Annotated in this window: 19 protein-coding genes; 12 read left to right on the plus strand and 7 right to left on the minus strand. The window is 70.2% G+C overall.

Annotated features, from left to right (window positions below; genetic code table 11):
- The first annotated feature begins 5 nt into the window (after nucleotides 1-5).
- The 8 genes from ruvC to DEJ28_RS09370 all read left to right on the plus strand — a co-directional run bounded on the left by ruvC (nucleotide 6) and on the right by DEJ28_RS09370 (nucleotide 8,433).
- Nucleotides 6-650, plus strand: coding sequence for a crossover junction endodeoxyribonuclease RuvC (gene ruvC, locus DEJ28_RS09335; protein WP_258368155.1), 645 nt, complete (start codon nucleotides 6-8; stop codon nucleotides 648-650).
- On the plus strand, nucleotides 647-1,267 hold the full coding sequence (gene ruvA, locus DEJ28_RS09340) for a Holliday junction branch migration protein RuvA (RefSeq protein WP_111116490.1): 621 nt from the start codon (nucleotides 647-649) through the stop codon (nucleotides 1,265-1,267). The genes ruvC and ruvA overlap by 4 nt, the downstream gene beginning before the upstream one ends.
- Nucleotides 1,264-2,301: a Holliday junction branch migration DNA helicase RuvB gene (gene ruvB / locus DEJ28_RS09345; protein WP_111116489.1), complete on the plus strand. Its 1,038-nt coding sequence runs from the start codon at nucleotides 1,264-1,266 to the stop codon at nucleotides 2,299-2,301. Before ruvA ends, ruvB begins: the two co-directional genes overlap by 4 nt.
- 93 nt (nucleotides 2,302-2,394) lie before the next feature.
- Nucleotides 2,395-2,793, plus strand: a complete 399-nt coding sequence (locus DEJ28_RS09350) for a preprotein translocase subunit YajC (RefSeq protein ID WP_111116488.1) — start codon at nucleotides 2,395-2,397, stop codon at nucleotides 2,791-2,793.
- An 86-nt stretch (nucleotides 2,794-2,879) separates the two neighbouring features.
- On the plus strand, nucleotides 2,880-4,631 hold the full coding sequence (gene secD, locus DEJ28_RS09355; RefSeq protein WP_111116487.1) for a protein translocase subunit SecD: 1,752 nt from the start codon (nucleotides 2,880-2,882) through the stop codon (nucleotides 4,629-4,631).
- Complete coding sequence (secF, locus tag DEJ28_RS09360) at nucleotides 4,631-5,632, plus strand: protein translocase subunit SecF (RefSeq protein WP_111116486.1); 1,002 nt, start codon at nucleotides 4,631-4,633, stop codon at nucleotides 5,630-5,632. The genes secD and secF overlap by 1 nt, the downstream gene beginning before the upstream one ends.
- A complete protein-coding gene (locus tag DEJ28_RS09365) occupies nucleotides 5,632-6,012 on the plus strand; it encodes a rhodanese-like domain-containing protein (RefSeq protein WP_111116485.1) in 381 nt (126 codons plus the stop codon). Before secF ends, DEJ28_RS09365 begins: the two co-directional genes overlap by 1 nt.
- 57 nt (nucleotides 6,013-6,069) lie before the next feature.
- Entirely contained in the window at nucleotides 6,070-8,433 is a 2,364-nt protein-coding gene (locus DEJ28_RS09370) for a RelA/SpoT family protein (RefSeq protein ID WP_258368149.1), read from the plus strand.
- Here DEJ28_RS09370 and DEJ28_RS09375 read toward each other — a convergent pair.
- The 3 genes from DEJ28_RS09375 to deoC form a co-directional block, all read right to left on the minus strand.
- Nucleotides 8,420-9,013: a type IV toxin-antitoxin system AbiEi family antitoxin gene (locus DEJ28_RS09375; RefSeq protein ID WP_181433777.1), complete on the minus strand. Its 594-nt coding sequence runs from the start codon at nucleotides 9,011-9,013 to the stop codon at nucleotides 8,420-8,422. The genes DEJ28_RS09370 and DEJ28_RS09375 overlap by 14 nt on opposite strands.
- A 265-nt stretch (nucleotides 9,014-9,278) precedes the next feature.
- Nucleotides 9,279-10,232, minus strand: coding sequence for an ROK family protein (locus tag DEJ28_RS09380; protein ID WP_111116515.1), 954 nt, complete (start codon nucleotides 10,230-10,232; stop codon nucleotides 9,279-9,281).
- A gap of 92 nt (nucleotides 10,233-10,324) precedes the next feature.
- Complete coding sequence (gene deoC, locus DEJ28_RS09385; protein ID WP_284180738.1) at nucleotides 10,325-11,071, minus strand: deoxyribose-phosphate aldolase; 747 nt, start codon at nucleotides 11,069-11,071, stop codon at nucleotides 10,325-10,327.
- A 42-nt stretch (nucleotides 11,072-11,113) separates the two neighbouring features.
- Between deoC and DEJ28_RS09390 the strand changes: the two genes are divergently transcribed.
- From DEJ28_RS09390 to DEJ28_RS09405, 4 genes are all read left to right on the plus strand, one after another.
- Nucleotides 11,114-12,706 (plus strand): SDR family oxidoreductase, encoded by a 1,593-nt coding sequence (locus DEJ28_RS09390; protein WP_111116483.1) that lies wholly within the window; start codon nucleotides 11,114-11,116, stop codon nucleotides 12,704-12,706.
- Entirely contained in the window at nucleotides 12,703-13,323 is a 621-nt protein-coding gene (locus DEJ28_RS09395) for a GDSL-type esterase/lipase family protein (RefSeq protein WP_111116482.1), read from the plus strand. The genes DEJ28_RS09390 and DEJ28_RS09395 overlap by 4 nt, the downstream gene beginning before the upstream one ends.
- Nucleotides 13,324-13,349: 26 nt before the next feature.
- A complete protein-coding gene (locus tag DEJ28_RS09400; protein WP_258368148.1) occupies nucleotides 13,350-13,832 on the plus strand; it encodes a DUF6804 family protein in 483 nt (160 codons plus the stop codon).
- Between the two features lie 88 nt (nucleotides 13,833-13,920).
- A complete protein-coding gene (locus tag DEJ28_RS09405) occupies nucleotides 13,921-15,474 on the plus strand; it encodes a stealth family protein (RefSeq protein ID WP_111116481.1) in 1,554 nt (517 codons plus the stop codon).
- 541 nt (nucleotides 15,475-16,015) lie between these two features.
- Here DEJ28_RS09405 and DEJ28_RS09410 read toward each other — a convergent pair.
- From DEJ28_RS09410 to qcrC, 4 genes are all read right to left on the minus strand, one after another.
- The gene (locus tag DEJ28_RS09410; protein WP_111116480.1) at nucleotides 16,016-16,975 is read right to left on the minus strand and encodes a phosphodiesterase; all 960 of its coding nucleotides are present in this window, start codon (nucleotides 16,973-16,975) and stop codon (nucleotides 16,016-16,018) included.
- 193 nt (nucleotides 16,976-17,168) lie between these two features.
- Nucleotides 17,169-18,857 carry a cytochrome bc1 complex cytochrome b subunit gene (qcrB, locus tag DEJ28_RS09415; RefSeq protein WP_111116479.1) on the minus strand — a complete coding sequence of 563 codons (1,689 nt, stop codon included), beginning with the start codon at nucleotides 18,855-18,857 and terminating at the stop codon, nucleotides 17,169-17,171.
- The gene (qcrA, locus tag DEJ28_RS09420; RefSeq protein ID WP_181433775.1) at nucleotides 18,857-19,924 is read right to left on the minus strand and encodes a cytochrome bc1 complex Rieske iron-sulfur subunit; all 1,068 of its coding nucleotides are present in this window, start codon (nucleotides 19,922-19,924) and stop codon (nucleotides 18,857-18,859) included. The genes qcrB and qcrA overlap by 1 nt, the downstream gene beginning before the upstream one ends.
- Nucleotides 19,925-19,957: 33 nt before the next feature.
- On the minus strand, nucleotides 19,958-20,767 hold the full coding sequence (gene qcrC / locus DEJ28_RS09425; RefSeq protein ID WP_111116478.1) for a cytochrome bc1 complex diheme cytochrome c subunit: 810 nt from the start codon (nucleotides 20,765-20,767) through the stop codon (nucleotides 19,958-19,960).
- Nucleotides 20,768-20,769 lie beyond the last annotated feature (2 nt).

The raw sequence follows: 20,769 nt of genomic DNA on the forward strand, positions 1-20,769 counted from the left end.
CGATGCTGCGCGTGCTCGGGGTCGACCCCGGGCTCACGCGGTGCGGCGTCGGCGTGGTCGAGGTCGCACCGAACCGGCGTGCCCGGCTCGTCCACGTGACGGTCGTGCGCACGCCGGCGGACATGGCGCTCGAACAGCGCCTCCTGCTCATCGCCGACGGCATCGCCGCCGAGATCGACGAGCACCGCCCGGACGCCGTCGCGGTGGAGCGGGTGTTCGCGCAGGCGAACGTCCGCACCGTGATGGGCACCGCCCAGGCCGCCGGCCTCGCGCTGCACGCGGCCGCGGCCCGCGGGTTGCCGGTGGGCCTGCACACCCCGTCCGAGGTGAAGGCGGCGGTGACCGGGTACGGCAACGCCGACAAGCGACAGGTCCAGACGATGATCGCCCGGGTCCTCGGACTCGACGAGGCCCCGAAACCGGCCGACGCCGCCGACGCGCTCGCGTTGGCCGTGTGCCATGCCTGGAGGCTCGGAGCACCTGACGCCGCCGGCTCACGTCCGTCGAACCTCACCCCGGCACAGCGTGCCTGGCGGGACGCGCAGGGCGGCACCGTGGACTCGCCGCTCGCGCGGGCGGCCGCCGCTGCGGCACGGCCGCAGCGTGGCAGGTCGGCATCGTCGGTGGGCGGCCGTAGGCTCGGGGCATGATCGCGAGTCTCCGGGGCACCTGCATCGACGTCGCCGGATCGGCCGTCGTGGTCGAGGTCGGGGGAGTCGGGTACGCCGTGACGGTCACGCCCGCCCACGCCCTGACGATGCGACACGGCTCCGAGGTCTTCCTCCGCACGGCGATGATCGTGCGCGAGGACGAGCACCTCCTCTTCGGCTTCGCGTCCACCGACGCGCTCCAGGTGTTCGACCTGCTGCGGAGCGTCTCCGGCGTCGGCCCCAAGTCGGCGATGGGCGTCCTCGCCCACATGGAGCCCGCACAGGTCGCGAACGCCGTCGCGAACGACGACGACGGCGCGTTCCGCAAGGTGTCGGGCATCGGGCCGAAGACGGCCAAGCTCATCATCGTCGCGCTCTCCGGCAAGCTCGCCGCGTTCGAGCAGGCCCCGGTCGTCGCCGCCCGACGTGGTGCCGCGGCCCACCCGGCCGCGGTCGACGTCGTCGCGGCCCTCATCGGTCTGGGCTGGCGTGAGGACGCCGCTCAGCGCGCCGTCGACGACACCATCGCGACCGAGCCCGGTGCGGCCACGATGGGCACGCAGTCGCTGCTCCGCGCGGCGCTCGGTGCCCTGCGTCCCGCCGGGGCCGGCCGGTGAGCGGCATCACCGCCGCCAGCGCCGAGTCGCAGGAGGAACTCGCGTTCGAGGGCGCGCTCCGCCCGAAGTCCCTCGACGAGTTCGTGGGACAGCGCAAGGTCCGCGGGCAGCTCGACCTGCTCCTCAAGGCCGCCGCGATGCAGGAGCGCACACCCGACCACATCCTGATGGCGGGCCCACCCGGACTCGGCAAGACCACGCTCGCGATGATCGTGGCGTACGAGTCCGCCCGGCCCCTGCGGATGTCGAGCGGACCGGCGATCCAGCACGCGGGCGACCTCGCCGCGGTGCTCTCGTCCCTCGTCCCCGGCGAGGTCCTCTTCATCGACGAGATCCACCGCATGGCGCGCTCGGCGGAGGAGATGCTCTACCTGGCGATGGAGGACTTCCGCATCGACGTGATGGTCGGCAAGGGCGCCGGCGCGACGAGCATCCCGCTCGACCTCGCGCCGTTCACCCTCGTCGGTGCGACCACCCGCGCGGGCCTGCTGCCGAACCCGCTCCGCGACCGCTTCGGGTTCACCGCCCACCTCGAGTTCTACGAGAAGGACGAGCTCGAACAGGTCCTCATCCGTGCGGCGCACCTGCTCGAGCTCGACATCGACCGGTCGGCGCTCCGTGAGATCGCCGGTCGGTCGCGCGGCACGCCCCGCATCGCGAACCGTCTGCTGCGCCGTGTGCGCGACTACGCGCTCGTGCACCGCACCACCGACGGCATGGCGGCCGTGCAGGGTGCCCTCGACCTCTACGACGTCGACGAGCTCGGGCTCGACCGGCTCGACCGCGCCGTCGTCGAGACGATGCTGACCCGCTTCGACGGGGGACCGGTCGGGCTCAACACGCTGGCGGTCTCCGTCGGCGAGGAATCCGAGACCATCGAGTCGGTCGTCGAGCCGTTCCTCGTCCGGGTCGGCCTGGTCACCCGGAGCCCGCGCGGCCGGATCGCGACCCCGCAGGCGTGGCGGCACTTCGGCATGACGCCGGGGCAGGCGACGACCGCCCAACCCGGCCTGTACGACGACGACACCGACTGACCGGACCGAGCAGCCCGGGCGGCATCGCACGCACAGACGTGTGCCCTAGACTGCTACGGCCCGAAACCGAGCAACCAGAGAAGGCATCGCATCATGGGTCAAGAAGTCATCCTCATCGTCATCGTCGTGGCGTTCGCGGCCTTCATGTTCTACAACAGCCGCAAGCGCAAGAAGCAGCAGGGCGAGCTCGCCACCAAGATGGTGCCGGGTGCCCGGGTCATGCTGTCCTTCGGCCTGTACGGCACGCTCCTGTCGGTCGACGACGAGAAGGTCACCGCCGACGTCGAGATCGCTCCGGGCACGGTCGTCACCGTCCACCGTCAGACCCTGTCGCGCGTCGTCGACGACAGCGCGTCGGACATCGAGACCACCGCCACGCCGGAGGACGAGCCGAAGCCCGTCGCCGAGCTGAACGGCGAGCCGGTCTACGGTGAGCGCATCGACCCGACCGAGACCGACGCCGACGCGGCGAAGCGCAAGACCGAAGACTGACCCCTCGGCCGCCGGGTCCACCGATCCGGCGGCGACACCTGCCGCCGGTCACCCCCGTCGGTCCTGACAGAAAGACGAGACGACCGGTGGCACGATCGACACCCGTCAAGAAGGCGATCCGCTCGCTCACCTGGTTGGTGATCCTGATGGCGGTCCTCGCTGGGTTGAACACCGCCGCGTCGATCCTCGCCGGGTCCACGAAGGACGACAGCGGCAAGTGGTTCGAAGGGGCCAGCTGGGTCCCGGAACTCGCCCTCGACCTGCAGGGCGGTACGCAGCTGACCCTCGCGGCCCAGAACACCGAGGGCGGCTCGGTGACGAACCAGCAGCTCGACCAGGCCGTGAACATCATCCGGCAGCGCATCAACGCCACGGGTGTCTCCGAGTCGCAGATCAACACCCAGGGGACGAACAACATCGTCGTCTCCATCCCGGGCAAGCCCGACAAGGCGACGATCGACCGCATCGAGGCCGCCGCGAAGCTGACGTTCCGCCCGGTGCTCTACACCGAGGCAGCGACGAGCTCCTCGGTCGGCGGCGACAGCAGCTCCTCCGCGTCCCCGACGCCGTACTCGCCGCCCGCGTCGCTCGCCGCGACGCCGAGCGCGAAGCCGTCGAACGCGAGCGACCTGAACTGGGTCACGCCGAAGCTGCAGGACCTGTACACGAACTACGACTGCAAGGCGCCGGACGACGTCACGACGGCACCCGATGACGAGCCCCTCGTCACCTGCGACCAGGACGGTGCCGCGAAGTACATCCTCGGTCCGGTCGAGGTCTCCGGGTCGAACATCAGCAACGCCACGTCCGGTCTCGCCACCGACTCGCAGGGCACGTCGACGGGCCAGTGGGCCGTCAACCTGAGCTTCAACGGCGACGGCACGAAGGACTTCCGCGAGGTCACCAACCGTCTCGTCTCGCTGGCGGCTCCGCAGAACCAGTTCGCGATCGTCCTCGACGGGTCCGTGATCACCGCACCGTCGACGAACTCGGCGATCACCAACGGCAAGGCGCAGATCACCGGCAGCTTCACCGCCGACTCCGCGAAGACCCTCGCCGACCAGCTGAAGTACGGCGCCCTGCCGATCAACTTCCAGGTGCAGTCGAACGAGAACATCTCCGCGACGCTCGGCACCGCCCAGCTCGTCGGCGGTCTCGTCGCCGGACTGATCGGCCTCATCCTGGTCATCATCTACTCGGTGATCCAGTACCGGGCACTCGCGTTCGTCACGGTGCTCTCGCTCGGGGTCGCCGGTGTGCTCACGTACCTGGTGATCGCGATCATGTCCTGGCGCGTCGACTACCGCCTCTCGCTCGCCGGGGTCGCGGGGTTGATCGTGGCGATCGGCATCACGGCGGACTCGTTCATCGTCTACTTCGAGCGCATCCGCGACGAACTGCGGGACGGCCGTGGCCTCGAGAGCGCCGTGGAGTCCGGGTGGAAGCGCGCACTCCGCACGATCCTGGCGTCCGACTCGATCAACTTCCTCGCCGCCATCGTGCTGTACATCCTCGCGGTGAGCGACGTGAAGGGCTTCGCGTTCACGCTGCTCCTCACGACCCTCATCGACGTCGTCGTGGTCGTGATGTTCACGCACCCGATGATGCAGATCATCGCCCGCAGCCGCTTCTTCGGCGAGGGGCACAAGTTCAGCGGGCTCGATCCGGCAGCACTCGGCGCCGTCTACCGGGGGAGAGCGCAGTTCCGCGCCCCCGTGGTCGACGGCAAGCGCCAGCGCAGTGCCGGTGAGGCCCAGCGTCGACAGACGATCGCGGAGCGGAAGGCCCAGCAGGGCTCCGTCGACAACGGCACCACGCCGGACGGGAAGGACGACTGATGGCCAGCTTCAGCCAGTTCGGCAGCGACCTCTACACGGGGAAGCGTTCGTACGACATCGTCGGCCGGCGCAAGACCTGGTACCTCATCGCGGTCATCGCCATCGTGATCGCGCTCGCGGTGCCGTGGCTCCGCGGCGGGTACCAGCTCGGCATCGAGTTCACCGGCGGGTCGGAGTTCACCCTCTCCGACGTGAAGACCCTCGACCAGAACCTCGCGACCGAGACCGTCGAGTCGATCGTCCCCGACGGTGTCCCGCGCGTCTCGCAGCTCGGCCAGCACGGCATCCGCGTGCAGACCGGGCAGCTCACCGACCGTGAGACGACCGAGGTGCAGGACGCCCTCGCGAAGGCGTACGACGTCCCCGAGGACCGGGTCGCGGCGACGTTCATCGGTGCGACCTGGGGTGCCGACGTGCTCAACCAGGCCATCCGCGGCCTCGTGATCTTCCTCGCCCTGGCCGCCGTGTTCATGGCCGTCTACTTCCGCACGTGGAAGATGTCGGTCTCCGCGATGGTGGCGCTCCTCCACGACCTCCTCATCACCGCCGGCGTGTACGGCATCGTGGGGCTCGAGGTCACCCCGGCGGCGGTGATCGGCTTCCTCACGATCCTCGGGTACTCGCTGTACGACACCGTGGTGGTGTTCGACAAGGTGCGCGAGAACACGAGTCAGGAATCGCACCGCACCTTCGTGCAGTCGGTGAACCTCGCGGTCAACCAGACCCTCGTCCGGTCGATCAACACCTCGGTCGTGGCCCTGCTTCCGGTCGCGGCGATCCTCTTCATCGGGTCGTACATCCTCGGCGCCGGCACGCTCCGCGACATCTCGCTCGCGCTCTTCATCGGCATCATCGTCGGCACCTACTCGACGATCTTCATCGCGTCGCCGATGTACGCCCACCTGCGCGAGAACGAGCCGAAGGTCAAGCAGGCTGACGCCAAGAAGCAGCAGGCCGCGGCGAAGCGCCGGCGCGAGGTCGACGCGACGGCGGAGGTCTGATGCCGATCCAGATCGACGAGATCGACGTCGCCGAGGCGCTCCGCCGTCTCGAGTCCGGTTCGCGCCTGTTCGACGTGCGCGAGCCGGGGGAGTGGGACGAGGTCCACGCTCCCCAGGCCACCCTCGTGCCGATGTCCGAGCTGGTCGCCCGGTGGAAGGAGATCGACGGCGGGGACGAGCCGGCGATCATCGTCTGCCACTCCGGCGCTCGTTCGGCCCGCGTCGTGGCCGCCCTCGAGCAGTCGGGGGTGCCGGCGGTCAACCTCGCCGGCGGCATGGTCGCGTGGGAGCAGACGGGCGCACCGGTGGTCCGGCCCGGCGCCGACGCCCACGCCGATGCCGGTGCCGACGCCCACGGCGAACCCCGTCACGAGCACTGACCCGGCGCGCGTAGTCTTGTCGGATCGAGGCCGGACCGAGTCCCTGGGAGGCGCATCATGACGGACACCCGTGAATCCACGCCCCAGGACTCCGCGCGCGACGCGGCCGCCTCCCGGTCCGACCAGGTCGCGAGCCGCCCGGGTTCCGCGCCGCGGCCCTCCAGCCCCCTCGGCCCGAACACCACCGGCAACCTCGGTTCCCTCCGGTCGCTGCTGCCCCGGCTCTTCTCGCGTGCCCAGCCAGCCGGTGCCGTCGACACCCTGATCCGCACGGTCCGTTCGCACCACCCGAAGGCCGACGTCACCCTCATCGAGCGTGCCTACTCGGTCGCCGAGCGTGCCCACGACGGGCAGAAGCGGAAGTCCGGCGAGCCGTACATCACGCACCCGGTCGCGGTCGCGCAGATCCTCGCCGACCTCGGCATCGGCACGATCACGATCGCCGCGGCCCTGCTGCACGACACGGTGGAGGACACCGACTACCAGCTCGACCAGCTGCGCGCGGACTTCGGCGACGAGATCGCCATGCTCGTCGACGGCGTCACCAAGCTCGACAAGGTCAAGTACGGCGACAGCGCGCAGGCGGAGACCGTCCGCAAGATGGTCATCGCGATGTCGAAGGACATCCGGGTGCTCGTCATCAAGCTGGCCGACCGACTGCACAACGCCCGCACGTGGGGCTTCGTCGAGTCCACCTCCGCGACGCGGAAGGCGAAGGAGACGCTCGAGATCTACGCGCCGCTCGCGCACCGTCTCGGCATCCAGATGATCAAGCTGGAGCTCGAGGACCTCTCGTTCGCGGTGCTCCACCCGAAGCTCTACGTCGAGATCGACAGCCTCGTCAAGGAACGGCAGCCGAAGCGCGAGCAGTTCGTGCAGAACGTCATCGGCACCCTCAAGAAGGACCTCAAGGCAGCGAAGGTCCGCGGCGACGTGATGGGCCGGCCGAAGCAGTACTACTCGATCTACCAGAAGATGATCGTCCGCGGCCGCGAGTTCGACGAGATCTACGACCTCGTCGGCATCCGCGTCCTCGTGCCGACCGTGCGCGACTGCTACGCGATGCTCGGTTCGGTGCACGCGCGGTGGACCCCGCTGCCGGGTCGCTTCAAGGACTACATCGCGACCCCGAAGTTCAACCTGTACCAGTCGCTGCACACCACGGTCCTCGGGCCGCAGGGGCGTGCCGTCGAGATCCAGATCCGCACGCACGAGATGCACCAGCGTGCCGAGTTCGGTGTCGCCGCGCACTGGAAGTACAAGCAGCGCGCGGCCGGACGCGACGTCGACGCTTCCTCGGCGACCGACCAGGACATGGCGTGGCTCGCGCACATCACGGACTGGCAGGCGGAGACGAGCGACCCGGGCGAGTTCCTCGACTCCCTGCGGTACGAGATCGGCGCGAAGGAGACCTACGTCTTCACGCCGCAGGGCAAGGTCATCGGCCTGCCCTCCGGTGCGACCCCGGTCGACTTCGCGTACGCCGTGCACACCGAGATCGGGCACCGCACGATGGGCGCCAAGGTCAACGGTCGACTGGTCCCGCTCGAGAGCGCGCTGTCGAGCGGTGACGTCGTCGAGATCTTCACGTCGAAGAACCCCGACTCCGGCCCCAGCCAGGACTGGCTGACCTTCGTCCGCAGCCCCCGGGCCCGCAACAAGATCAAGCAGTGGTTCACCAAGGAGCGCCGCGAAGAGGCGATCGAGCAGGGCCGCGACGCCATCGCCCGGGCGATGCGCAAGCAGAACCTGCCGCTCCAGCGCATCATGAGCCAGGACTCCATCTCCGAAGTGGCGTCCTCGATGCGGTACGACGACGTGTCCGCCCTGTACGCCGCCATCGGCGAGGGCCACGTGTCGACCCAGTCCGTGATCGAGAAGGTCCTCGGCAACGTCCAGACCGACACCGAGACGGACGAACCCGAGCTCGCGTTCCCGCGGCAGGTCACCAGCCGGCAGCTGCGCAACAGCGACAGCGGCGTGCTGGTCCGTGGCGCTCCGGACATCCTCGTCAAGCTCGCGAAGTGCTGCACGCCGGTGCCGGGCGACCAGATCGTCGGGTTCATCACCCGCGGCCAGGGCGTCTCGGTGCACCAGGCGTCCTGCACGAACGTGAAGTCGCTCATGAACGAGCCCGACCGGATGATCGAGGTCGAGTGGGCCCCGTCGTCGAAGTCGGTGTTCCTGGTCCAGATCCAGATCGAGGCGCTCGATCGGTCGGGCCTCCTCAGCGACGTCACACGGGTCCTCACCGACCACCACGTGAACATCCTGTCGGCGACGGTGTCGACGTCGTCCGACCGTCTGGCGCTCAGCCGCTTCGTGTTCGAGATGGGCGACACCACGCACCTCGACCGCGTGCTGAACGCCGTCCGTCGCATCGACGCGGTGTACGACGTGTACCGCGTCAGCGCCGGCTGACCGGAGCGGGCACCGCCGCGGCCCGAGCGGGTTGCTGCAGGGCGCGCAGCCGCCGCTCGGCCTGCCGGACCATCGGCACCGTCCCGAGGCTCCTGAGGCGCTCCACGATCTCTGCGCTGCTGACCGCGCCGATGGCCAGGAGCCCGTGCACCGCGGATGCCTCGGCGCCGCCGAAGGCCCCCGCCGTCGCGCCGGGGGACCGCAGCAGGTCGACGGCGGTCCGCGCCGGGACCGTCACGCGGAGCGCTCCGAGGCGGGCGATGTCGTCGTCGTCGATCCGGACCGCGCGCAGTCGGACGTCGGCCTCGACGTGCACGCGCACCTGCAGCGGGATGCACGCTTCGACCGGTGCCGGGAGGCGTGAGGCGGCGCCCCAGATCCACGCCGCCGTCAGTGTGCTCGCGATGAGCCGAGCGTCCCGCAGGACCCAGGCCGCCGCGGCGGCCCGCAGCTCGGGCGTCTGCGGCTCTGCGGGCGAGGCCCAGCACGGCCCGACGGCCACGAGCTCGCCGGCGAGCACCGCGCTCCGCAGTTCGGACTCCGGCCAGTCGTCGCTGGTCAGGAGTCGCGAGCGGGCCACCCGCACATCCTGCCCCACGCTCCTCCGCGCACCGCACCGCCTGTGGAGAGCGCGTGGCGCGGTCCGGTGGACGGTACCGACCGACGGGCCTGGAGGCGCGGTGCGGGCCCGCACCGCGCCTCCAGGCCGTCAGTGGTCACGTCCACCGCCGCCGGCCGCGTCCGAGACTCGGCCATGCGGACGAAACGCGCGTCGCCGGACCCGCGAACTGTCCGCCCAGGCGAGACTCGGCCGGCCGAGCGCGCAGCGCGCGCAGCGCGGAACGTCAGCGCAGGACGTCGGCGCGGTGCACGAGCGCAGCGGCGCCGATGAGCGGGCCGTCCTGCGAGAGCCCCGTCGGCACGATGCGCACCTTGGTGACGAACCCGAACTCGACGCGCTCGGCGACCGCCTGCCGCGCGTACTCGAACAGGTCGGGCGTGACGTGCGAGAAGCCGCCGCCGATGGCCACGACCTCGAGGTCGACGAGGCTCGTCGCGGCGGCGATCGCCTGCCCGAGCGCGCGACCGCTCCGCTGGACGGCCGCGACCGCGATCTCGTCGCCGGCTGCGTAGGCCGCCGACAGTTCCTCACCGGTGGTGCCGGTGAAGCCCTGCCGCTGCGCCCAGGCGACGGTCTTCGGGCCGCTGGCGATCGCCTCGAGGCAGCCGGTGCCGCCGCAGGCGCAGTGGTCGTCGAAGCCACCGCACTCGACGTGGCCGATGTGCCCCGCGTTGCCGGTCGGGCCGCTCACGGTGCGGCCGTGCAGGATCAGGCCGCCGCCGACGCCGGTCGAGACGATCATGCCCATCACGTGGTCGTGGCCCTGTGCGGCACCGATCCAGTGCTCGGCGAGCGTGATCGCCAGGCCGTCCATGCGGAGCGTGACCGGGACGCCGTCGGGGACGTGCGCGGCGACACGGTCGCGCAGCGGGTAGCCGCGCCAGACCGGCATGTTGAGCGGGGACACGAGGCCGTGCTCCTCGTCGACGGGCCCGGCGGACCCGATGCCGACGCCGATCAGCGTGGCGTCGGCGGGCAGCGCGGCGATCGCGGCGGTGACGACCTCGTCGACGGCCGCCTGCAGTTCCTCGGACGTGCGCTGCGGCCCGGTGGGGCTGCGGAAGCGGGTGGCCGGCAGGATGACGCCCTCGTCGGTGACGAGCGCCGCCTCGACCTTGGTGCCGCCGAGGTCGACGGCGAGGGCGAGCGGGGTGGTCTGCGGTGCTGTGGTGGACATGCTCGCTCCGATGCGGCGGTCTGGAGGCACGGTGCGGCTCCGGGACGCGGCGTCGCGTCCGGTGGGCACCGGCTCTGGTGGGGTGGTCCGGGTCAGTAGGAGGAGGTGTCGTCGCCGAGCGCCGACGCGGTGCCGCTCTCGGCACGGTGCGCGACCTCGTCGAGGATGCGTGCGGAGGCGCTCGTGCCGATGCGGTCGGCGCCCGCCGTGACCATCTCGAGCAGGGTGTCGAGGCCGCGGACGCCGCCGGACGCCTTGACGCCCGTGTCGGCCCCGACGGTCTGGCGCATGAGGCGGATGTGCTCGGCGGTCGCACCGCCGCCGGCGAACCCGGTGGAGGTCTTCACGAAGGCGGCCCCGGCGGACTGCGCGGCGCGGGAGGCGGCGACGATCTCGTCGTCGGTGAGGAACGCGGTCTCGAGGATGACCTTCACGACGGTGCTGCCCGCGGCGTCGACCACGGCGCGGACGTCGGCCTCGACGCGCTCCCAGTCGCCGGACTTCGCCGCGCCGATGTTCTGCACCATGTCGAGCTCGAACGCCCCGTCGGCGAGGGCCTGCAGCGACTCGGCGACCTTGGCCCCGGTGGACGTGGTGCCGTGCGGGAAGCCGATGACCGTCCCGACGCCGACCCCGGTGCCCTGGAGACGCTCGACCGCGTGGGCGACGTCGCTCGGGCGGACGCACACGCTGAACACGCGGTACGCGGCGGCTTCGTCGAGCTGCGCGTCGACGTCCGCACGGGTCAGTTCGGGCTTCAGGATCGCGTGGTCGATGAGACCACGGACGACATCGGCACTGATCTGTTCGGGATCGACGGAGAACGCTGCATTGTCCACCCGGCAAGCCTACCCGGAGCCGGGCCGCGTACCGTGCCCCGCATGCACGTCCTCGTCACCGGGGCCACCGGGTACATCGGCGGTCGCCTCGTCCCACGTCTCCTCGAAGCCGGCCACAGCGTCCGCGTCTTCGTCCGCACCCCTCGGAAGCTCCAGGACGTCCCCTGGCACGACGACGTCGAGATCGTCGAGGGCGACCTCCAGGACGCCACCGCGGTGCGCGCCGCCGTCGAGGGGATCGGGGCCGTCTACTACCTCGCCCACGCGATGGGCGCGGAGGGCGACTTCGAACACGCCGAGCGGCAGGCCGCCGAGACCATGGCGCACGAGGCGAAGGCCGCCGGCGTCCGCCGGTTCGTGTACCTGGGCGGCTTGCACCCCGACGGCGAGCTGTCGAAGCACCTCCGCAGCCGGAAGGAGGTCGGGGACCTCCTGCTGCGGTCCGGCGTGCCGACCGTCGCCTACCAGGCGGGCGTCGTCATCGGGTCCGGGAGCACCTCGTTCGAGATGATCCGCCACGTGACCGACGTGCTGCCGTGGATGCCGGCGCCGCGCTGGGTGCGGAACCGGATCCAGCCGATCGCCGTCCGCGACGTCCTCTACTACCTCGTGCAGGCGCTCGAGATCCCCGCCGACGTCAACCGCACGTTCGACATCGGTGGGCCGGACGTGCTCCGCTACGGCCAGATGCTCAACGGATACGCGGTCGAGGCGAAGCTGCCGCAGCGCCCGATCTCGGTGCTGCCCGTCCTCACCCCGCGCCTCGCCGCGCACTGGTTCAACGTGGTCACGCCGATCCCGCGGAAGCTCGCGACGCCGATCATCGAGTCGCTCCAGTTCGAGTGCGTCCAGCGCGAGCACGACATCGACGACGTCGTGCCGCGTCCGGCCGGCGGCCTGACGACCTACCGCCGTGCCGTACGACTCGCACTCAGCCGGATGCGCACCGGCGAGGTCGAGACGAGCTGGCGGAACGCCACGCTCTCCGCGACCCCGGCCGACCCGCTGCCGAGCGACCCCGACTGGGCCGGCCACACCGTGTACGTCGACGACCGGAAGCGGCACTCGTCCGCCTCCGCCGAGGACGTGTGGCGCGTCGTCGAGTCGATCGGCGGCGAGAACGGCTGGTACTCGTTCCCCCTCGCCTGGGTCGCCCGCGGCTGGATGGACAAGATCGCCGGGGGAGTCGGGCTCAGCCGGGGCCGCCGCGACCCGAAGCGCCTCGAGCAGGGCGACGCGCTCGACTGGTGGCGTGTGGAACGTCTCGACCGCGGGCGGTACCTGCGCCTCCGCGCCGAGTTCAAGTCACCGGGCCGAGCCTGGCTCGAGATGACGGTCACCCCGGCCGCGGACGGCGGCAGCGACTACCGCCAGCGGGCGATCTACTTCCCCCAGGGGCTCTCCGGACGGCTGTACTGGTACTCGATCCTGCCGTTCCACGGCGTGATCTTCCCCGGCATGGTGGAGCGCATCACCGCAGCCGCCGAACGGGAGTCCGAGCACACCGAGTCGACGGGACGGAACTGGACCCAGCAGAATGGGAAGCCGGCACCGGTTCCAGATCCGGCACCAGGGCCGGATGGGGATCCCACATCGGGTCCGGATCCGGCACCGGAACACGAGGAGGCAGCATGACCGCGGACGCAGTCCAGCCCGACGACGCAGCGAGCACCGAGGACCACGGCGCCGTCCTGTTCCTCGGCGACAGCATCACGGCGCAGGGGTCGTGGGACACCTGGCTGCCCGACGAGCGCACCGTGAACCAGGGTGTCGGCGGCGACACCACCGACGGGGTGCTCGCCCGTCTGGACGACGTGATCGCCCAGCAGCCGGAGGTCATCGTGCTGCTCGTCGGCACGAACGACTTCGGCAACCACCGGGCGAGCGTCGAGCACGTGGTCCGCGGGGTGGAGTCCGTGCTCGTCACCCTCCGCCGCGAGCTCCCGGGCGTCCGGCTCCTGCTCGTGTCGATCCTGCCGCGTCAGGCCGACTTCTCGACCAAGATCGAGGAGGCGAACCGGCACCTCCGGCAGTTCGTCGCAACGTGCCACGCGCAGTACCTCGACGCCTGGCCCGCCCTCGCCGACGGCGACCACCTCGACGACCGCTTCACCGACGACGGTCTGCACCTGACCGAGGAGGGCTACCGGGCGTACGTCGCGGAGCTCGTACCGGCACTCGAGCGGGTCCGTGAGCTCCCGCCGATGTCCCGCTCGATCCAGGCGATCGACCTCGACGGCGCCTCGGCCTGATGGCCGCTCGGAAGGGACGGCCCCCGGTGGGGTCGTCCCAGGACGGCGTGCCCGGGGTCCCTGCGCGCACGACCCCTGCGCGCACGACCTCGGCGCGTTCGGCCGCTGGGCGCCAGGCCGCGAGGGGCGGGTCAGGCAGCCGCTCGGGTGCCCGCGCGAAGGGCGAGCTGCCCCCGTTCACCCGGCCGGCCCTCGCCCCGTCGCTCATCGCGGCGATCGTCCTGCTCGCCTGCGTCGCGATCGTGGACTCGTCCGCGTTCGTGTTCGCCCGCTGGGGCGTGACCGTCCTCGCGCTCATCGTGCTCGTCTTCGCCGTCCGCGGCCGGACCTGGTGGGTCACCGTGCTCATGGCCGCCGTCGCGGTCTGCTGGAACCCGCTCGCGGTCGTGTCGATCCCCGGGGAGCTCTGGGCGGCGCTCCAGCTCGTCGCGGCGGCGCTGTTCATCGTGGTCGGCATCGTCGTGAAGGTGCCGCGCGAGACGGAGACGACCCGCGCCTCCAGGCCCTGAACGAACGCTCGCGGGCCGAGCGTCCGCGCGGACGGTAGGATCGCAATGGCCGGGTGCAGGACCCGGCCGATCGACCCGAAGGGCATGGATGAGCAGCGAGACCGAGCCGGTGACCGAGAGTCCTCTGCTGAACCCTCGACCGTCCTCCGGCGGTCTCGACCGGCCCGACGTCGTCGTCCGCAAGGGCCGTCTCACCCTCGTCAACGGACACCTCACCCCGCAGCAGTCGATGATCGAGGACCTCCTGTTCCTCGACGACGCACTCACCGCCGGTGACGTCGACCACCTGCTCATCCGCGGCAACGACCAGCGGCCGGTGATCGCCCTCGACGAGCGCGACCGGCAGCGTGCGGAGAGTGCTGTGATGGCCGCCGCCGCGAACGAGCCGTTCTACGCCAAGCCCCCGGGACAGCCCGCCGTGCTCGTCATCGACGACGGCCTCGGCTCCGTCGACGAACCCGTCCTCCGCGTGTTCCGCCCCCGCGTCGAGCCGCTCGGACGGCTCCGCTACGGCGCCGAGACGAGCGTGCAGGTCGAGTTCTGGCGCGTCACCGACATCGAGGTCCTCGCACCCGTCGAGAACGCCCTGATGCGCCGCAGCCTGCCGATCGACGAGTTCGTCCTCGTCGACATCGAACGGTACGGCCGGACGTGGCGCACCGTCGAGCACATGTTCGACGACCACGTCTCGGACATCCGCTTCCCGATCGACATCGTGTTCTCGTGGGTCGACGGCAACGCCATCGAGTACCAGCGCGCCCGCCAGGCCGCGCAGTCCGGTGCCGTGCTCGGCGAGGGCGACGACGCCCCCGCCCGCTTCCGTCAGATCGACGAGCTGAAGTACGCCCTCCGGTCGGTGCACACGTTCGCACCCTGGATCCGGCAGATCTACATCGCCACCGACTCCCCGGCGCCGGCCTGGCTCGCCGACCACCCGAAGGTCCGGATCGTGCGGAGCGAGGAGTTCTTCGCCGACCCGTCGGTCCTGCCGACGCACAACTCGCAGGCCGTCGAGTCGCAGCTGCACCACATCCCGGGCATCAGCGAGCACTTCATCTACTCGAACGACGACATGTTCTTCGGGCGCATGGTCGACCCGTCGGTGTTCTTCAGCCCGGGCTCGGTGACGAAGTTCATCCTCGCGACGACCCGGATCGGCCTCGGCTCGAACAACGCGGCACGCAGCGGGTTCGAGAACTCCGCGCGGGTCAACCGCCGCCTGCTGCAGCAGCGCTTCGGTGCCGTCACCACGCGGCACCTCGAGCACGCCCCGACGCCCCTCCGGAAGTCGATCATGACCGAGATGGAGCACGAGTTCGCGGACGAGTTCGCCTCGACCGCGGGCTCCCGGTTCCGTGCTGCCGACAACATCTCGGTGACGAATTCGCTGTACCACTACTACTCGCTGCTCACGGGTCGGGCGATCGTGCAGGAGAACGCTCCGGTGCGGTACATCGACACCACGATGCTGTCCGGCCTGCGGGCGCTCGAGGACCTGCTCAAGAAGCGGAACGTCGACTTCTTCTGCCTCAACGACGGCAGCTTCCCGGAGGTCAGCGACGAGGAGCGGACGCAGCGCGTCACGGACTTCCTCGAGAAGTACTTCCCGTTCCCCGCGCCGTGGGAGCGGCCCAGCGCGTAGAACGCGGTCCCGCCCATCGCTTCGCGTGGTGAGATCGCACTTCCGCGCGCACACCGCACCGGGCAGCGCGCCGAACTGCGATCTCAGCGCGGGCATTCGCGTCACACCCACCGTCGGGAGGCGCGTGGCGGGCCGGCGCCGCGCCTCCAGGCCGTGGGCGGCCGCGACCACCCCGACCTGGTGAGATCGCACTTCCGCGCGCACAAGGCGCCGGGCCGCGCGCCGAAGTGCGATTTCAGCACCGGCCGTGGGCGTCACACCCACCGTCGGGAGGCGCGTGGCGGGCCGGCGCCGCGCCTCCAGGCCATGGGCGGTCGCGACCACCCCGACGTGGTGAGATCGCACTTCCGCGCGCACGCCACCCCGGGCCGCGCGCCGAAGTGCGATCTCAGCGCCGGCAGGAGGCGCCTCACCCACCGTCGGGAGGCGCGTGGCGGGCCAGTACCGCGCCTCCAGGCCGTGGGCAGTCGCGACCACCCCGAGGCGGTGAGATCGCACTTCCGCGCGCACGCCACCCCGGGCAGCGCGCCGAACTGCGATCTCAGCGGTGGACGGGGGAGACGGGCACCGAGTCGAGCGTGAACACGGGGATGCTCGACGTGACGGGAGCCGGCTCGACCGCGGCGGGGATCGCGACCCCGGCGGCGGCGAGGCGTGCCTCGGTCTCGACGGCCGTGACGGGCTGCCCGACGGTCGAGTAGTGCCCGATCGGCACGACCGAGTGCACGACGTTGTGGCCGTACACGTGCACGAGGTTGAACGACTGCGCGCCGTCCCGGCCGCGGGTGCCGCCCTGGAACTCCGTGAGGTCCTGCGTGTAGCACGTGGCACTGGCGACCGAGACGGGGATGCCCGCGAAGACGGCGCTCGTCGAGTAGTGCAGGTGCCCGGCGATGATCGCGATGACGTCGCTGCCCTCGACCACCTCGGCGAGGGCGTCCTGGTCGCGGAGCTCCACGAGCACGGCGAGGTCCTGCACGCTCGGCACCGGCGGGTGGTGCATCGCGAGGATGGTTCCGTGCGGGGCAGCTTCGGAGAGGACCTCGGCGAGCCAGTCGAGCTGCTCGGGGGAGACCTCGCCGTGGTGCTTGCCGGGGACGCTGGTGTCGAGCGTGATAACGCGCAGGCCGTTCACGTCGTAGACGAAGTCGACGGGGCGGTCGGTCGGTTGCAGACCGAAGAGCTCCTGACGGAACGCCCCGCGCTCGTCGTGGTTGCCCATCGCCCAGATGACCTGGGCGCCGATGCGCTCGGCGGCGGGCTCCACGATGTCGCGGATGCGGGCGTAGGCCCCCGGCTCGCCCTTGTCGGCCACGTCGCCGGTGACGACGATCGCTTCGGGGCGGGTGCCCGACGCTTCGATGTCGGCGACGATCTCGGTCAGGCGCGCGGCGGAGTCCACGTCGCCGTAGAGGTCACCGTCTCCCGCCACGAGGTGGGTGTCGCTGAGGTGGAGGAGGAAGTGGTTCGGCCTGGGGTGTTCGGCCGTCCGGCTGTCCATCGGGGTCTCATTCCGTTGGCGGGTGCGTGGTGCAACACAGTGCCACACCGTCCTGGACGAGTCCAGCACGTCTCGGTGTACTGGACGTGAACCGGATGCGGCGTGTCCGTGAGGCGAACGCGAACACCCCGCGAACGCGAAAACCCCCCGACCACGAAGTGGACGAGGGGTTCTCGCGTTCTTGCCGAGAAACTCAGTGGTTGCCGGCGCCGACTGCGGCAGCCGGGTGGTCGCCGCCTTCCAGCTCCGGACCGTGGTGCGCAGCGTGTGCGGCCTCGAGCTCGGCCTTCGAGACCGGCGTGATGCGGTCCTCGAAGAAGAAGCGGGAGACACCGGCACGGAGCTTCTGCACGCTGGAGATCTTGCCCTTGGCGTTCGGGCGGATCATGAGCGGCTTGTACTCGTTGAACTGCAGGAGCTTCCACCGCTCGTACTCGTCGAGCTGCTCGTGCACCTCGATGTACTCGCCGTGGGGGAGCCGGACGATGCGACCGGACTCGTACCCGTGGAGCACGATCTCGCGGTCCTTCTTCTGCAGCGCGAGGCAGACACGCTTCGTGATCCAGAAGGCGACGAACGGGCCGAGGACCGTCGTGGCCTGGATCACGTGGATCACGTGTTCGATCGACACCAGGAAGTGGGTCGCGATGATGTCCGACGACGCTGCGGCCCAGAGGCTCGCGTAGAGCGTGATACCGGCGGCACCGAACGCCGTGCGGGTCGGGGCGTTGCGCGGACGGTCGAGGATGTGGTGCTCGCGCTTGTCACCGGTGATCCAGCCCTCGATGAAGGGGTAGAGCAGGATCGCGAGGATGAGCACGACCAGCACCGCGATCGGCGCGAGGATGTTGAACGACACCGTGTAGCCGAACCACACGACCTCCCAGTGCGGCGGCACCAGACGGAGCGCGCCGTCCGCGAAGCCGATGTACCAGTCGGGCTGGGTACCGGCGGACACGGGGGAGGGGTCGTACGGGCCGTAGTTCCAGATCGGGTTGATCGTGAACAGCGACGCGATGAGGGCGAGGATGCCGGCGACGATGAAGAAGAACCCACCGGCCTTGGCGGCGAACGCGGGGAGGATCGGCACGCCGACCACGTTCTCGTTCGTCTTGCCGGGGCCCGCGAACTGCGTGTGCTTGTTGATGACGACCAGCACGAGGTGGACACCGAGCACCGCGACGAGGATCGCCGGCAGCAGCAGGATGTGCAGCGTGTAGAGGCGGCCGACGATGTCGGTGCCCGGGAACTCGCCGCCGAACAGCAGGTAGGCGATCCAGACGCCGATCACCGGGACGCCCTCGATCATGCCGACGATGATGCGCAGACCGTTGCCGGAGAGCAGGTCGTCGGGGAGCGAGTAGCCCGTGAAGCCCTCGGCCATGGCGAGCACCCAGAGCAGGAAGCCGAACACCCAGTTGAGCTCACGCGGCTTGCGGAACGCACCGGTGAAGAACACGCGGGCCATGTGCAGCATGATCGAGGCCACGAACAGCAGGGCCGCCCAGTGGTGGATCTGCCGGACGAAGAGCCCGCCACGGATCTCGAACGAGATGTTGAGCGTCGACTGCAGCGCGGTCGACATCTCGACGCCCTTGAGCGGGACGTAGGTGCCGTTGTAGACGACCTCGGCCATCGACGCCTGGAAGAAGAACGTCAGGAAGGTGCCGGAGAGCAGGACGACGACGAAGCTGTACAGCGCCACCTCGCCGAGCATGAAGCTCCAGTGGTCGGGGAAGATCTTGCGCCCGACCTCCTTCACGAGGCCCGAGATGCTCGTGCGCTCGTCGATGTAGTTGGACACCCCGCCGATGATGCGGGATCCACGCTCCGGCGTCGGCTTGGTGCCGGACACGGGTGCCTTGGTGGTGGTGGTGCTCATCAGCGTTCACGCTCCCAGAAGGACGGTCCGACGGGCTCGTGGAAGTCGCTCTGGGCAACCAGGTAGCCGTCGTCGTCGATCGCGATAGGAAGTTGGGGGAGAGGGCGTGCGGCCGGGCCGAAGATGACGTCGCAGTTGTTCGACACGTCGAACGTGGACTGGTGGCACGGGCACAGCAGGTGGTGCGTCTGCTGCTCGTAGAGCGCGACCGGGCACCCGACGTGGGTGCAGATCTTGGAGTACGCGACGATGCCGTCGTAGCCCCAGTTCTCGCGTCCCTTGGCGGGGTTCAGGTCCTTCGGGTCGAGGCGCATGAGGAGGACGGCCGCCTTGGCCTTCTCCTCGAGCATGTGGTCCGAGTCGAGCATGCCGTCCGGGATCACGTGGAAGACGGAGCCGATCGTGATGTCGGACGCCTTGATCGGCAGACCCGTCGGGTCCTTCGTCAGGCGCATGCCCGACTTCCAGAACGTGTGACGGAGCAGCTCGTTCGGGTCGGCCGCCGGCGCGAGGTCGCGGACGAGGACGATGCCGGGGAGCGGGAACGCCGCGAGGGCACCGATCATCGAGTTGCGGATCAGCTTGCGACGGCTGAAGCCGGACTCCTTGTCGGCGAGCTGGAAGGCCTCGACGGCCTTCGCGCGGGTCGCGTCCGTGCCACGGGTGGTGTGGCGGAGCTCCGAGATCTCGCGGTCGACGACGAGCGACTTCGACCAGTACACGGCACCGAGACCGAGCGCGAGCAGGGCCAGGGCGATCGACAGACCGAGGAAGAGGTTCGCGGTGCGGACCGTGCCGAAGTCGTCCGAGTCGATCGGGAAGGCGACGTAGGCCGCGATCGAGAGGACGCTGCCCACGATCGACAGGTAGAAGTACGTGGCGACCTGACGCTCGGCGAGACGCTGCTTCTTCGGGTCGACGTCGGTGCGGCGCGCGCGGTGCGGCGGCTCGCCCGGGTTCTCGAACGGATCCGCGGGGAGGACCGCGATTCCGGGCGACGACGTGGTCGCGCCGTGCTTCTCGACAGCCGAGGACGAGTTCAGTGCCTCGTCGTCGTGCTCTGCCATGGTGTTCCCTTCAGTGTCGTTCGACACGGACGATCAGTTGGACTTCGCGGTCAGCCAGACCGTCATCGCGACGACCGCACCGAGTCCGAAGATCCAGATGAACAGACCCTCTGCCACCGGGCCGAGGGAGCCGAGGGCGAACCCGCCGGGGGACTTGTTGTCCTGCACGTACTTGAGGTACGTGATGATGTCGGCCTTCTGCTGGGGCGTCAGGTTGAGGTCGTTGAAGACCGGCATGTTCTGCGGGCCCGTGACCATGGCCTCGTAGATGTGCTTGCCCGACACCGACTGCAGGTTCGGCGCGTACTTGCCCTCGGTCAGCGCACCACCGGCGCCGGCCACGTTGTGGCACATGGCGCAGTTGATGCGGAAGAGCTCGGCGCCTTCTGCGGCGTCGCCCTTCTCACCGTTGGTGAGTTCGGTGGAGGGGACCGACGGGCCCGGGCCGAGCGACGCGACGTACTGGGCGAGGGCGTCGACCTGCTCGTCCGTGAACTGCGCGGGCTTCTCTTCCGCCTGCGGACCCTGCGCTGCCATCGGCATGCGGCCGGTGCCGACCTGGAAGTCGACCGACGCGGCGCCGACACCGATGAGGGACGGACCCTCGCTGGTGCCCTGCGCGGAGAGGCCGTGGCAGGTGGCGCAGTTGGAGGCGAAGAGCTTCTGGCCCTCGTTCACCTGCGACTGGCTCGAGGCCGCCACGGTGCTCGTGCTGTCGTCGGCGTTCGCCGAGGAGCTGAACAGCGCGTACGCACCGCCGGTGGTCATGAGACCGACGACGATGAGCGACACGGTCGCCATCGGTGAACGGCGGCCCTTCTTGGACTTGGTTCTGTTGAACATGC

Source organism: Curtobacterium sp. MCPF17_002 (assembly GCF_003234115.2).
In the GTDB taxonomy this organism is placed as follows: Bacteria; Actinomycetota; Actinomycetes; order Actinomycetales; family Microbacteriaceae; genus Curtobacterium.

Excerpts from the sequence above, each read along its gene's own strand:
- secF (WP_111116486.1), top strand. The coding sequence starts at position 4,631 with ATGGCCAGCTTCAGCCAGTTCGGCAGCGACCTCTACACGGGGAAGCGT.
- ruvA (WP_111116490.1), top strand. The coding sequence starts at position 647 with ATGATCGCGAGTCTCCGGGGCACCTGCATCGACGTCGCCGGATCGGCC.
- DEJ28_RS09390 (WP_111116483.1), top strand. The coding sequence starts at position 11,114 with ATGCACGTCCTCGTCACCGGGGCCACCGGGTACATCGGCGGTCGCCTC.
- DEJ28_RS09365 (WP_111116485.1), top strand. The coding sequence starts at position 5,632 with ATGCCGATCCAGATCGACGAGATCGACGTCGCCGAGGCGCTCCGCCGT.
- qcrA (WP_181433775.1), bottom strand. The coding sequence starts at position 19,924 with ATGGCAGAGCACGACGACGAGGCACTGAACTCGTCCTCGGCTGTCGAG.
- DEJ28_RS09410 (WP_111116480.1), bottom strand. The coding sequence starts at position 16,975 with ATGGACAGCCGGACGGCCGAACACCCCAGGCCGAACCACTTCCTCCTC.
- DEJ28_RS09350 (WP_111116488.1), top strand. The coding sequence starts at position 2,395 with ATGGGTCAAGAAGTCATCCTCATCGTCATCGTCGTGGCGTTCGCGGCC.
- DEJ28_RS09380 (WP_111116515.1), bottom strand. The coding sequence starts at position 10,232 with ATGTCCACCACAGCACCGCAGACCACCCCGCTCGCCCTCGCCGTCGAC.
- qcrC (WP_111116478.1), bottom strand. The coding sequence starts at position 20,767 with ATGTTCAACAGAACCAAGTCCAAGAAGGGCCGCCGTTCACCGATGGCG.
- DEJ28_RS09395 (WP_111116482.1), top strand. The coding sequence starts at position 12,703 with ATGACCGCGGACGCAGTCCAGCCCGACGACGCAGCGAGCACCGAGGAC.
- qcrB (WP_111116479.1), bottom strand. The coding sequence starts at position 18,857 with ATGAGCACCACCACCACCAAGGCACCCGTGTCCGGCACCAAGCCGACG.
- DEJ28_RS09405 (WP_111116481.1), top strand. The coding sequence starts at position 13,921 with ATGAGCAGCGAGACCGAGCCGGTGACCGAGAGTCCTCTGCTGAACCCT.
- DEJ28_RS09370 (WP_258368149.1), top strand. The coding sequence starts at position 6,070 with ATGACGGACACCCGTGAATCCACGCCCCAGGACTCCGCGCGCGACGCG.